This is a genomic window from Streptomyces sp. NBC_00377 (assembly GCF_036075115.1).
In the GTDB taxonomy this organism is placed as follows: Bacteria; Actinomycetota; Actinomycetes; order Streptomycetales; family Streptomycetaceae; genus Streptomyces.
The window spans coordinates 2,165,444-2,177,240 of the sequence record NZ_CP107958.1 but is presented as its reverse complement, the minus strand read 5'-3'; the positions used below and the strand labels follow the sequence as shown (position 1 = coordinate 2,177,240).

The 11,797-nt window shown below is 72.4% G+C and carries 12 protein-coding genes; 4 read left to right on the top strand and 8 right to left on the bottom strand.

From position 1 onward, the window contains the following. Together pucL and OHS71_RS09890 are read left to right on the top strand one after the other, a co-directional pair. Positions 1-954 (top strand): factor-independent urate hydroxylase, encoded by a 954-nt coding sequence (pucL, locus tag OHS71_RS09895; RefSeq protein ID WP_328478923.1) that lies wholly within the window; start codon positions 1-3, stop codon positions 952-954. Between the two features lie 125 nt (positions 955-1,079). Then, positions 1,080-2,459 carry an 8-oxoguanine deaminase gene (locus OHS71_RS09890; protein ID WP_328478921.1) on the top strand — a complete coding sequence of 460 codons (1,380 nt, stop codon included), beginning with the start codon at positions 1,080-1,082 and terminating at the stop codon, positions 2,457-2,459. Positions 2,460-2,675: 216 nt separating this feature from the next. Here OHS71_RS09890 and OHS71_RS09885 read toward each other — a convergent pair whose 3' ends face one another. Next, a complete protein-coding gene (locus tag OHS71_RS09885) occupies positions 2,676-3,278 on the bottom strand; it encodes a 3'-5' exonuclease (protein WP_328478919.1) in 603 nt (200 codons plus the stop codon). Positions 3,279-3,371: 93 nt separating this feature from the next. Between OHS71_RS09885 and OHS71_RS09880 the strand changes: the two genes are divergently transcribed. Beyond that, positions 3,372-3,668: a hypothetical protein gene (locus OHS71_RS09880; protein WP_328478917.1), complete on the top strand. Its 297-nt coding sequence runs from the start codon at positions 3,372-3,374 to the stop codon at positions 3,666-3,668. 96 nt (positions 3,669-3,764) lie between these two features. Here the strand turns inward: OHS71_RS09880 and OHS71_RS09875 are convergent, their stop codons facing one another. The 4 genes from OHS71_RS09875 to OHS71_RS09860 form a co-directional block, all read right to left on the bottom strand. Beyond that, on the bottom strand, positions 3,765-4,187 hold the full coding sequence (locus OHS71_RS09875) for an acyl-CoA thioesterase (RefSeq protein ID WP_328478915.1): 423 nt from the start codon (positions 4,185-4,187) through the stop codon (positions 3,765-3,767). A gap of 51 nt (positions 4,188-4,238) precedes the next feature. Beyond that, on the bottom strand, positions 4,239-4,916 hold the full coding sequence (locus OHS71_RS09870; RefSeq protein WP_328478913.1) for a hypothetical protein: 678 nt from the start codon (positions 4,914-4,916) through the stop codon (positions 4,239-4,241). A 46-nt stretch (positions 4,917-4,962) separates the two neighbouring features. After that, positions 4,963-5,562 carry a histidine phosphatase family protein gene (locus OHS71_RS09865; protein ID WP_328478911.1) on the bottom strand — a complete coding sequence of 200 codons (600 nt, stop codon included), beginning with the start codon at positions 5,560-5,562 and terminating at the stop codon, positions 4,963-4,965. A gap of 418 nt (positions 5,563-5,980) precedes the next feature. Further along, complete coding sequence (locus OHS71_RS09860) at positions 5,981-7,189, bottom strand: pyridoxal phosphate-dependent aminotransferase (protein ID WP_328478909.1); 1,209 nt, start codon at positions 7,187-7,189, stop codon at positions 5,981-5,983. An 86-nt stretch (positions 7,190-7,275) separates the two neighbouring features. Between OHS71_RS09860 and OHS71_RS09855 the strand changes: the two genes are divergently transcribed. After that, complete coding sequence (locus OHS71_RS09855; protein ID WP_328478907.1) at positions 7,276-7,917, top strand: helix-turn-helix domain-containing protein; 642 nt, start codon at positions 7,276-7,278, stop codon at positions 7,915-7,917. A 132-nt stretch (positions 7,918-8,049) separates the two neighbouring features. Here OHS71_RS09855 and OHS71_RS09850 read toward each other — a convergent pair whose 3' ends face one another. From OHS71_RS09850 to OHS71_RS09840, 3 genes are all read right to left on the bottom strand, one after another. Further along, positions 8,050-8,865 (bottom strand): hypothetical protein, encoded by an 816-nt coding sequence (locus OHS71_RS09850; protein ID WP_328478905.1) that lies wholly within the window; start codon positions 8,863-8,865, stop codon positions 8,050-8,052. Then, positions 8,865-10,127: a VWA domain-containing protein gene (locus tag OHS71_RS09845; RefSeq protein WP_328478903.1), complete on the bottom strand. Its 1,263-nt coding sequence runs from the start codon at positions 10,125-10,127 to the stop codon at positions 8,865-8,867. The genes OHS71_RS09850 and OHS71_RS09845 overlap by 1 nt, the downstream gene beginning before the upstream one ends. A 103-nt stretch (positions 10,128-10,230) precedes the next feature. Next, on the bottom strand, positions 10,231-11,757 hold the full coding sequence (locus OHS71_RS09840; RefSeq protein ID WP_328478901.1) for an IucA/IucC family protein: 1,527 nt from the start codon (positions 11,755-11,757) through the stop codon (positions 10,231-10,233). Positions 11,758-11,797 lie beyond the last annotated feature (40 nt).

Sequence of the window (11,797 nt, the reverse complement as noted above, 5' to 3'; positions counted from 1 at the left end):
ATGACTGCCCATCCCCACCCGGCCCGCACCACCCCTTCCCACCCGGACCGTCCCGTGGTCCTGGGACAGAACCAGTACGGCAAAGCCGAGAACCGGGTCGTGAAGATCACGCGGGACGGCGCCACCCACCACATCAAGGACCTCAACGTCTCCGTGTCGCTGAGCGGCGACATGGACGAGGTCCACTACTCCGGCTCGAACGCCAACGTGCTGCCGACGGACACCACCAAGAACACGGTGTACGCGTTCGCCAAGGAGTTCGGCATCGAGTCCGCCGAGCAGTTCGGCATCCACCTCGCCCGCCACTTCGTGAGCTCACAGGACCCGATCAGGACCGCGCGCATCCGCATCGAGGAGTACTCCTGGGAGCGGATCGAGACACCCGGCGAGGACGCACACTCCTTCGTCCGCCGCGGCCAGGAGACCCGCCTGGCCCAGATCACCTACGACGGCTCGTCGTGGGAGGTCGTCTCCGGGCTCAAGGACCTGACCGTCATGAACTCGACGAACTCCGAATTCTGGGGCTTCGTCAAGGACGAGTACACCACCCTGCCCGAGGCGCACGACCGCATCCTGGCGACCGACGTGTCCAGCCGCTGGCGCTTCAACTGGTCCGACGACGCCCAGCCGGCACCGGACTGGGAGGAGTCGTACGCCCAGGTCAAGCGGCACCTGCTGCTGGCCTTCGCGGAGACGTACTCCCTCTCCCTCCAGCAGACCCTCTACGCCATGGGCGCACGGATCATCGACCACCGCGGCGAGATCGACGAGGTCCGCTTCTCCCTCCCCAACAAGCACCACTTCCTGGTCGATCTGAAGCCGTTCGGGCTCAAGAACGACACCGCCGACGGAGCCGTCTACTTCGCGGCCGACCGGCCCTACGGCCTGATCGAGGCCACCGTCCTGCGGGACGGCCGCGACGCGAGGATCCCGACGGACCTCACCAACCTCTGAACCCGCCCCACTTTTCGGCACCCGTGGCCGGCGAGCCCGCGCCTCTTCGGCCACGGCACTCAAAACTCCCAGGGTCCTGCCGTGCCCTTCCCACCAGAGTCCGCCGAGCGCAAAGGACGAAGACCATGGCAGCAGACCGGCGCATCGTCATCGAGAACGGTTCGATCGCGACCGTCGACGCCCAGGACACCGAGTACGCGAACGGGTACGTCGTCCTCGCGGGCAACCGGATCGAGTCGCTCGGCGCGGGCCGGGCACCCGAGGGCCTGGAGAACGTCGAGCGCCGCATCGACGCCACCGGACATCTGGTCACCCCGGGCCTGGTCAACACCCACCACCACTTCTACCAGTGGATCACCCGGGGCCTGGCCACCGACCACAACCTCTTCGACTGGCTCGTCGCCCTCTACCCCACCTGGGCGCGCATCGACGAGCGGATGGTCCGGGCGGCCGCCCAGGGCTCCCTCGCGATGATGGCCCGAGGCGGCGTCACCACCGCCATGGACCACCACTACGTCTTCCCGAAGGGCTCCGGCGACCTGTCCGGGGCGATCATCGGCGCCGCCCGCGACCTCGGCGTCCGCTTCACCCTCGCCCGCGGCTCCATGGACCGCAGCGAGAAGGACGGCGGCCTGCCCCCGGACTTCGCCGTCGAGACCCTGGAGGGCGCCCTCGCCGCCACCGAGGAAACCGTCGCCCAGCACCACGACTCCTCCTTCGACGCGATGACCCAGGTCGCCGTCGCCCCCTGCTCACCCTTCTCCGTCTCCACCGAACTCATGCGACAGGGCGCCGAGTTGGCGCGCCGTCTCGGCGTGCGCCTGCACACCCACGGCTCGGAGACGGTCGAGGAGGAGAAGTTCTGCCACGAGCTGTTCGGCATGGGCCCGACCGACTACTTCGAGTCCACCGGCTGGCTCGGCGAGGACGTGTGGATGGCGCACTGCGTCCACATGAACGACTCCGACATCGACGCCTTCGCCCGGACGAGGACGGGAGTCGCCCACTGTCCCTCGTCCAACGCCCGGCTGGCGGCCGGTATCGCCCGCGTTCCCGACATGCTGGCGGCCGGCGTCCCGGTCGGCCTGGGCGTCGACGGCACGGCGTCCAACGAGTCCGGCGAACTCCACACCGAGCTGCGCAACGCCCTGCTCATCAACCGCCTCGGCGCCCACCGGGAAGCCGCCCTGAACGCCCGTCAGGCTCTGCGCCTCGGCACCTTCGGCGGCGCCCAGGTGCTGGGCCGCGCCTCCCAGATCGGCTCCCTCGAGCCGGGCAAGCTCGCCGACCTGGTGCTGTGGAGGCTGGACACCCTCGCTCACGCCTCGATCGCCGACCCGGTGACCGCCCTGGTCCTCGGCGCGGCCGCCCCCGTCACCGCGTCCTTCGTGAACGGACGTCAGATCGTCCAGAACGGCCGCCTGTTGCACGCCGACGAGGACGACATCGCCCGCTCGACGAGGGAAGAGGCGCAGCGACTGGCGCGGATCGCCGCACAGGGCTGAACCCGCCCGGCCCGTCAGGGACCCGGTTCCTGCGGGCGGGCACCGAACTCCGGTCGAGGGGGACGGCCCTCGACCGGGAGCCACGGACCTCCGCGTGGGGTCCGTGGTGGCCGTGACCGGGGCGCGCGCGTGGGCGCGTGCGCCCCGGAACGGTCCGGCACCGTCCGATGACGAGGATCCGCGGCCGCCGCATCCCGAGGGAGACCGGGGAGGAGGTCACCGGGCCGCCCCGGGCCCCGGCCACGCCATGAGGTTGGCGAGCAGCTCGGCCTGTTCCACGGCGTCGTCCAGCGCGTGGTGGGTGTGAGGACGTCTCGACAGCAGGTGCGGCGGCATCGTCCGCTTCGCCACCGCCCGCAGCGGCAGTCCGGCCTTCGTGGCGTACAGCGTCTTCATGTCGAGGCAGCCGGAGTGGCCGAAGGGGCTCCCGCCGGTGAAACGGATCAGGTACCAGTACAGGAACGTCCAGTCGTACGAGGCCGGGTAGCCGCACATCACCGGCTGGGCGCCCCCGCTCACCTCGCGTACCCACGCGGTGAACCGGGCCAGTGCCACGGCTGCTTCGAGTCCCTCGTCGGCCAGACGCTCGCGGTCGAGCCCGCTCACGGCAAGCGCCTCGGCGTCGAACTCGTCGCTGATCGGACGCAGTTCGGCGTAGAAGGTCTGCCGGGCGGGGTCGGCCGCGGTGAACCCGTCGGCGTCCTGCCGCCCCGCGACCGCCGCACCCAGGCTCAGCATCGAGTACGGCCCCGGTATCGGGCCGTCGGCCTCGATGTCGACGGAGATGTAGAGGCTGGGTTTCACACGTCGTGCGGACATGGGACCGGAGCATCGCAGGCCCGCCCGGGTTCCCGCATCCGAATTCACCGCTGCCCGAGCGCCTGGAAGGGCGTGGCCCGGGGAAGCCGACCGGTGGAGAACGCCCGAGGCGGGACACCCGTCAGCGTGCCCCGCCGGCCCGCCGTCCTCGCGGACGTCCTCGGCCCTCCGGTGACGACACTCGGCCTGTCCGCGGACGAGGTGCGAGGGCATCTCCTCGGCCGGGGGGAGGGCGAGGCGGTCGCGGACGGAGCCGCGCAGGGTTCCGCGTGCGTCCGCCGAGGCGGGAACGCCGTCGTCACCGAGGACCTGCCGGAGCTGCCGGGGCGTCCGGCGCGGACCTACCGGGAAGGGGCACGCGACCACCGCGAGGCGTTCGGGGCGGGGTGAGCGGGCGAGGGCCGGGGGCGGCCCGCCTCAGGGCACCCAGCCGGTCAGGGGCGGCGGGCTGCCCATGACTGGAGCGGAGCCGGAGCCGGCGCGGGGTCACAGCCCGAACAGGCTCGGATCGGTGGCCAGTTCCTTGAAGTAGTCCTGCGGGTTGGCGACCATCCGGCGCTCCTTCAGGTCCAGTAACCCGCCGACCGCGGTGAGTTCGGCGGAGACCGTGCCGTCCGTCCTGCGGATCGTCTGCTCGATCCGGAAGGTCTTGCCGCCGCCCCACTCGAAGACGCAGCTGACGTCGACCTCGTCACCGGCCAGGAGTTCGTGCCGGTAGCGGATGGTCGTCTCCAGGGCTACCGGGCCCACCCCCTTGGCGACCAGGCCGGCCTGGCTGATGCCCGCGGCCTGGAGGAGCGACCAGCGGGCGTGTTCCGCGTAGTTGATGTACACGCTCTGGTTGACATGGCCCTGCACGTCGGTCTCGTATCCGCGTACGGTGATCCGGACGGAGAACGGCTCGCTCACGGTGTCCCCTTGTCGATGTCGGTGGCCTGCCCATCGATCTTGGCATGTCCCTCACACCCGGCGTGGGGAAGCCAGCAGATAGCGCGATCGCGCCCGGGGGTCGGTGTGCTCGCCGACCTGCCAGCCCGCCTTCTCCAGTGTCGCCGCGCAGGCCCGCAGCGTCGCGTCGTCCGGCCCGTGCACGGCGACCGCCTCCGGCTGCGGGGTCGCCCGCACCCGGTAGCCGTCGGCGCCCTCCGGCCCGGCGGGCCGGTGGCCGGCGGCCTCCAGCGCGAGCGCGGCGGCCCGCACGAGATGGGTGCGTTCCCAGCCGCAGGGCCGGGCGGTGTTCCCGTCCGGGTTGGTCATCCGGCGCAGTTCGAGCAGCCCCTGCCAGGCGCTGTGCACCTCGCGGGTTCGGGAGGGCGAGGCCGCCCCGGCCGTCTCCTCGCCGCCGACGCGGGCGGCGAACACACCGGTGTCCGCAGTCGCCGGCCCGGGAGGAGCGCCATGAGGGGCTTGCGCAGCGGTTCCCGGCGTTCCGGGCGTGGCCCCGGGATCCTGGGCCGTCTCCCGGGTCCGGTGCCCCGCGGGCGTCAGGAAGTGGTCGTGCGGCGGGCGCGGGTGCCGGAAGGCGAGCCCGTGCCGCACCAGTGCCGCCAGCTGCGGCTGTGTACCCCGCAGCCGCCCGGTGACCGGGTCGGCGGCCTCGATCACACGCCGCTGGGCGGCGGTCGGCGGTCGGGTCACGGCATGCTCCCTCCGAGTACTCCCCCACCGGGGGCCTTCCCGAAGGCTACGACCCGGGTCTGACATTCCAGGCGGTGATCACCGGCCGCCCGTGCTCCGTGCCCAGCCGGCACAGCGTCCCCGTCTCCAGCTGGAACAGTGCCCCCGCCGACGCGGGCAGCCCGAGCCGGCGCGCGGTCAGCACCCGCAGGAAGTGCCCGTGTGCCACCAGCACCACATGTTCCTCGGTGCCCGTCCGCGCGGCTTCGACCCGGGCCAGTACCCGGTCGGCCCGCTCGCCGACCTGTGCGGGCGTCTCCCCGGGATGGTCGGGCGGCCCGGGCGCGACGCCGTCGGTGAAGAGGAACCAGCCCGGTCGCGTGCGCTGGATGTCGGCCGTCGTGACGCCCTCGTAGCCGCCGTAGTCCCACTCCCGCAGACCGGCGTCGACCCGGGCCTCCCGCAGTCCGATCAGCTCCGCCGTCTCCCGTGCCCGCTGTGACGGGCTCACGAACGCGGTCCTGATCCGCAGCGGACGGATCAGTGGCGCCAACCGCCGTGCCTCGTTGCGGCCGTGCTCGGTGAGCGGTACGTCCGTCGATCCGGTGTGCCGGCCCGAGCGGGACCACTCGGTCTCGCCGTGCCGCACGAGAATCAGGTCGCCCACGCGCGCGTGCCCCTTCCTGCCGTGCCTCCCAGCACGGTGACACAGGACGTCGCCGCACGCATGCCGGCGGTGCGCTGCGCGGGCGGCGCGGGGAGGAAGCCACCGGTGGGCCCGCCGACCGCCCGGCCCGCCGACCGCCTCCGGCCCACCGACCGCCTCCGGCGGGCCGACGCCTCTGGCCGCCGTCTCTGGCTGATTGCCTCCGGCTGGCGACCGCCTCTGGCCGACTGCCTCCCGCCGGCCGACGCCTCTGGCCGCCGTCTCTGGCTGATTGCCTCTGGGTGGCCGCCGCCCTCCGGCCGACCGCCTTTGGCCGACGGCCTCTGGCTGGCCGACGCCTCTGGCCGACGCCTCTGGCTGACGCCTCCGGCCGGCCGACGCCTCCGGCCGGCCGCCGTCGGCCCCGCTGCCTCGCCGGCTACTGCCGGTACCCGCTCAGGAATCGGCCGATGCGGCCGATCGCCGCCTCCAGGTCGTCCGCGTGCGGGAGGGTCAGGATGCGGAAGTGGTCGGGAGCCGGCCAGTTGAAGCCCGTGCCCTGGACGACCTGGATCTTCTCCCTCAGGAGCAGGTCCAGGACGAACTTCTCGTCGTCGTGGATCGGATGGACCTTGGGATCGATGCGCGGGAACGCGTACAGCGCGCCCTTGGGCTTCACGCACGACACGCCCGGAATCTCGTTGAGCTTCTCCCAGGCCGTCTCCCGCTGGTCGTAGAGCCTGCCGCCCGGCACGGTCAGCTCGCGGATGGACTGGCGGCCGCCGAGCGCCGCCTGGATGGCGTACTGGGCGGGCGCGTTGGCGCACAGGCGCATGGAGGCGAGCATGGTGAGGCCCTCCAGGTAGTCCCTGGCATGCTGCCGGGGGCCGGTCACCACCAGCCAGCCCGAGCGGAAACCCGCCACCCGGTACGTCTTCGACAGGCCGCAGAAGGTCAGGACCACCAGGTCGGGCGCGAGCGCGGCGGCCGAGTGGTGGACGGCGTCGTCGTAGAGGATCTGGTCGTAGATCTCGTCGGCGAAGACCATCAGGCCGTGCCGGCGGGCCAGGTCGAGGATGCCCTCGATGATCTCCTTCGGGTAGACCGCCCCGGTGGGGTTGTTGGGGTTGATGATGACGACGGCCTTGGTGCGGTCGGTGATCTTGGACGCCATGTCGGCCAGGTCCGGGTACCAGTCGGCCTGTTCGTCGCAGAGGTAGTGGACCGCCTTGCCGCCGGCGAGCGTGGTGACCGCCGTCCACAGCGGGAAGTCCGGGGCCGGGATCAGTATCTCGTCGCCGTCCTCGACCAGCGCCTGTACGGCCATGGAGACCAGCTCCGACACGCCGTTGCCGAGGAAGACGTCGTCGACGCCGACCTCCAGGCCGCGTTCCTGGTAGCGCTGGGCGACGGCGCGGCGGGCGGAGAGGACGCCGCGCGAGTCCGTGTAGCCGTGCGCCCGGGGAAGCATCCTGATCATGTCCTGGAGGATCTCCTCCGGCGCCTCGAAACCGAAGAGCGCGGGGTTGCCGGTGTTCAGGCGCAGGACGCTGTGGCCCGCCGCCTCCAGTGCGTCGGCGTGCTCGATCACGGGGCCGCGGATCTCGTAACAGACCTCGCTCAGCTTGTTCGACTGCCGGAACTCCATGCGCGCTCGCCCCTCCGGTTGATGTGTTGCTTGGTTTTACCAAGCAACAGCTTGGAAAGTCCAACGACATGTCTAGACTGCGTGCCATGTCACCTCGCCGAAGCTACGACCAGTACTGTTCCGCCGCCCGTGCGCTCGACTCCGTCGGCGACCGCTGGACCTTGCTGATCGTCCGGGAGCTGCTCGCCGGCCCGCGCCGCTACACGGACCTGCACGCCGATCTGCCGGGTGTGAGCACGGACGTGCTCGCCTCGCGGCTGAAGGACATGGAGCGGGACGGGCTGGCCACCCGGCGCCGGCTGCCCCCGCCGGGCGCGGCCTACGTGTACGAACTCACCGGTCGCGGCCGCGAGTTGCTGCCCGTGCTCCAGGCCCTGGGCAAGTGGGGCGAGGGGGAGCTCGGTGAACGGCGGCCCACCGACGCCCTCCGCGCGCACTGGTTCGCGCTCCCCCTGTTGCGAGGGCTCGACGGCGAGGGGATCACGGGCGCCGGACTGGTCGAAGTGCGCCTCGACGAGGGGGACTTCCATCTGTACGTCGGCGCAGAAGACGGTCCGGTGTACGGCGACGGGCCCGCACCCGGGGAGCCCGACGCACGGCTCGTCCTCGACGTGGACACCTGTACGGCGGTCGCCCAGGGCCGGTCGGGCTTCCTGGACGCGGTGCGCGCCGGACGGATCGAGGTCCGCGGTGACAGCACCCTTGCCAAAGCTCTGCGGGAGGCATGACGCCGGAAGTGCGGCCGTGGACGGTGCGCCGGACCTGCTGAAAGGGCCCGGCGCTGGACAGCGGCCGGACCTGTGGGAGAAGGCCCGCCGCTGTGCGGCGGCGGGCCTTCGCTCATGAACGTCGGGCGGCCGTCAGGCGCCCGGCGGTACCTGCCGCGGCCGTCCCGAACCCCGCGTCAGCGTGTATCCGCCGATCCCGGCCAGAGCGGCCAGCACCGCGCCGATCCCGGTCCACACCCAGCGATCGGACCACCAGCCGGAGGCCCAGCCGTCGTCCGGCTCGATGCTCGACAGGACGGCCGAGGCCGAGGAATCGTCCTCCTCCGCCCGGGATGTGACCGCGATGCCCGGGACCAGCGGCTTCGCCAGTGAACCGTCGACGGCCGCGGCGCCCCCGATGTCCTTGGAGTCCACCCGCAGTTCCGCATGGACCGGCAGGCCCAGGTCGGCCGCCTTGAGGCCCAGGACCGTCAACCGGACGTAGTACGTGCCCGGCAGCGGGTCGTCGGCCCACGGTTCCGACCAGGCGCGGACCGTGCGCAGCACACAGGCCAGCTCCACCGAGGCGGTGCCCTGTGCGGCGGTGCGCGTCTGGGCGCCGTACTGGCAGGCCTGGCGGCGCCGCAGACCGTCGTACACGTCGATCTGCCAGGTCTGCGTGGTGTGGCTCTCGGGCAGCTTCACCGTCGCCTTGACGGTGGGGCGCTGACCGGAGTCCGCCGGGAACGACCAGTAGAGGTAGTCACCGGCGGAACCACTCGCCGTCGCCGTCTGTCCCTGGTCGATCTCCGTCGCCGTGCGGAACGACGTGCCCGCCTCGGTCGGCGCGGAGCTGTCGCCGGACGGACTCGCCGACGGGGTGGAGTCGGCCGCGGCCGGTGCGGCCGCCGCGCCGAGCACCAGCCCGAGCGCCAGCAGCGGTCCGCTCAACACACGTGAAGTACGCATCAGTTGGTCCTCCAGACCGCGACCCGCCAGCGTGACACCCAGCCCCACAGCAGACCGGCCAGGAAGCCGAACAGCACCAGGACGCCCAGCAGCCACCAGCCGCGCCCGAGGCCGAAGGAGGCCACGTCGCTCGCCTGCGACGGACCGTCGACCACGTCCACGGTCAGCTCCAGCGGCATGCCCGGCGTGGTCTTGACCCCCGCGGCCGCCGAGTAGGAGTTGGTCACCTGCACACACACCGTCTCGGCGGCCGCCTCGTCGTCGTCGCTCTCCGCCTTCGGGTAGCGCAGGCCGGTCGAGATGACGTCGGTACGGCCGTTGCCGGCCGCCTCGCCGCGCACGATCTCCCGGCCGTGCACCGTGACCGCCCGCAACAGCACCCCGTAGTCGGGGTTCACGGCCCGGTCCGCCGACACGCTCACCGAGGCGCGCAGTTCCTGGCCCGGCTCGACGTCGACCTTGTACCAGCGCTCCTGGCCGAACTCCTCCCGGTCGGTGTACAGACCGGACTTCAGCGCGGGCGCCGCCGCGCAGGAGGCCGCGCCCTGGGTGGCGACCGGCGTCACCACGGGGTCCGCCGCCCGGTCGACCAGCTGGTTGACCCGGTCGGTGAGTTCCTCGGTGTGCTCCACCGAGGTGTAGGTGCCGCCCGTCGCCTCGGCGATGCAGCTGAGCTGCTGACGCATCTTGACGTTGGGCACCAGGCCGAGGGTGTCGATCGTCAGACCGATGCCCTTGGCGGCGATCTCGCGGGCCACCACGCACGGGTCGAGCGGGGCGCAGGTGTCCTCGCCGTCGCTGATCAGCACGATGCGCTTGGAGCCGGTGCCGCCCTCGAGGTCGTCGGCCGCCTTCAGCAGGGCGGGCCCGATGGGCGTCCAGCCGGTCGGCGACAGGGTCGCCACCGCCGTCTTGGCCTCGGTCCGGTCCAGCGGGCCGACCGGGTAGAGCTGCGCGGTGTCCTTGCAGCCCGTCTTCTGGTCGTCGCCCGGGTAGTTGGCGCCGAGGGTGCGGATGCCCAGGAGGACGTTCTCCGGGGTCGCGTCCAGCACCTCGTTGAACGCCTGCTTGGCCGCGGCCATCCGCGTCCCGCCGTCCATGTCCTTCGTCCGCATCGAACCGCTGACGTCGAGGACCAGGTCGACCTTGGGCGCGGTGGCGGTGGTCTCGTCGGCGACCGCCCCGGCCGGGAACGCGATCCCGGCCGTGAGCGCGGCGAGCAGGGCACAGACGCCCGCCGCCAGCCGTTGTGTTCTGATCATCGGCGGATCCTATTGATCAGAAGCGTCCGGCCACAAAACGGCGGCGGGACCGACGGCCGATCCGGTCGCCGGCCGCGCGGCCGCGACGCGGGCTGAATGAACGTCAGACCGGCTGTTGTGTAAGCGGGTTGGGAAGAGAGGCCCACTGGTCGCTGGGTGCACCCGCCGACATCCGCATCAGCGTCAGCGCCTTCGTCGGAAGCGGTTCCTCGCACAACGCCACGAGGTCCGGCGAGCGCGGGAGATCGCGAACAGCCGTCTCCAGGGCGGCACGCAGGGTCTCGCGGCTCCCCGCCGTCCCGGCCAGCGCGCCCGCCACCAGGGAACCGAACAGCTTGCGTCGCAGCGCCGTCACGTCGTTCGTACGGATCCGCGCGGGCAGTTCGTCCGGCAGCTCGATGCCGTGCCGGGCCAGCCGGGCCGGGCTGACCCGGATGTCGGCCAGATCGCGGTAGACCAGCCGCAGCGGGGCGCCCGAAGCGGACAGCACGACCAGCAGGTTCTGACCGTGTGCCTCGAGAGCCACGCCCAGCTCCAGCAGCCGCAGCCCGACGGTGAGCGCCAGCCGTGCGAAATCCGCCAACCACGCTGGTGAGATGGGAAGTTCGGTGCCGGCGAGAGCGGCCACCGGGACGACGCGCTCGCCCGGCGCCCCGAACACGCGCGGCGACTCGCGGAACACGGCCGCGAGATCGGGGGAGTTCGCGGTGGCCGCGCCCAGTGTGCGGGTCGTGTGCAGCAGGCCGCCGGTACGCGGAGACAGGGTCTGCGCGAAGGCCGAGAGGGCCGCCGACGAGGCGATGGAGCCGATGGAGATGTCCCGGATCGAGGACGTCAGCCGGGTGCTCAGCGCGGTCTTGACGTGCGGACCGTCGGAGAGGGCGAGGGTGCGCAACGACATCAGCGGACGCGCGTCGGCCTCCTGCCCGCAGGTCCGCTTGAGGACGTGCGCCGCCTGCCACGGGTGGACCGGGATCATCAGCCGGGACCCGTCCCGCAGCTCCCGCGGCCACTCGCCCGAGACCAGGCACTCCCCGGCCGGCACCGGCAGCAGGCCCAGCCGCACCGACGGCCGGTGTTCGGGTCCGTACGCCAGCTGTTCGGCCACCGAGAAGCCCGGCCGTGAACGGCAGCTGGGATGGTACGGATGCCCGTCGACCACCCGCTGCTCCCACTCCCAGTCGTGCACCGGCCACGCGTCACGGTCCCGCAGGGAGGGGGCGCCGGGCTCCTGCCCGGCCCGGGACAGCGCCAACGAGGCCACGCTGTGGCCGAGTTCGGCGGCGAAGCCCGCGCCGTGCGGCACGGCCAGCTCCGTCATCAGCCGCGCGGGATCGTCGTACGGCATCCCGTCCAGCCGGACGTCCGTCACATAGGCGGCGGTCGCGTACGGGTCCGCGCGCGGGCCGTGCAGACGGCGGCCGTCGCGCAGCCGCAGCAGGCTCTCCCCGCCGGATTCGGCCCGGCGCTCGATCCAGGGCAGCGGCTCATGGACGAGCGCCCGCCACAGCCGGGTCAGCACGGCCGCCCGCGCCCCGGGCAGCGCGGCCGCGAACCGTGGGCCGAGAGCGGGGCGCACGACGGCCAGTTCCGCGGCCAGCTCGGCTTCGGCGGTGGGGGGAGGGTGCACGGGTGGGCTCCTGGGGGTGCGGGTACGTCGTCACGGAGGG

What these genes read in the sequence shown, in the direction of transcription:
- pucL (WP_328478923.1), top strand. Translation starts at nt 1, where the DNA reads ATGACTGCCCATCCCCACCCGGCCCGCACCACCCCTTCCCACCCGGAC.
- OHS71_RS09890 (WP_328478921.1), top strand. Translation starts at nt 1,080, where the DNA reads ATGGCAGCAGACCGGCGCATCGTCATCGAGAACGGTTCGATCGCGACC.
- OHS71_RS09885 (WP_328478919.1), bottom strand. Translation starts at nt 3,278, where the DNA reads ATGTCCGCACGACGTGTGAAACCCAGCCTCTACATCTCCGTCGACATC.
- OHS71_RS09860 (WP_328478909.1), bottom strand. Translation starts at nt 7,189, where the DNA reads ATGGAGTTCCGGCAGTCGAACAAGCTGAGCGAGGTCTGTTACGAGATC.
- OHS71_RS09855 (WP_328478907.1), top strand. Translation starts at nt 7,276, where the DNA reads ATGTCACCTCGCCGAAGCTACGACCAGTACTGTTCCGCCGCCCGTGCG.
- OHS71_RS09850 (WP_328478905.1), bottom strand. Translation starts at nt 8,865, where the DNA reads ATGCGTACTTCACGTGTGTTGAGCGGACCGCTGCTGGCGCTCGGGCTG.
- OHS71_RS09845 (WP_328478903.1), bottom strand. Translation starts at nt 10,127, where the DNA reads ATGATCAGAACACAACGGCTGGCGGCGGGCGTCTGTGCCCTGCTCGCC.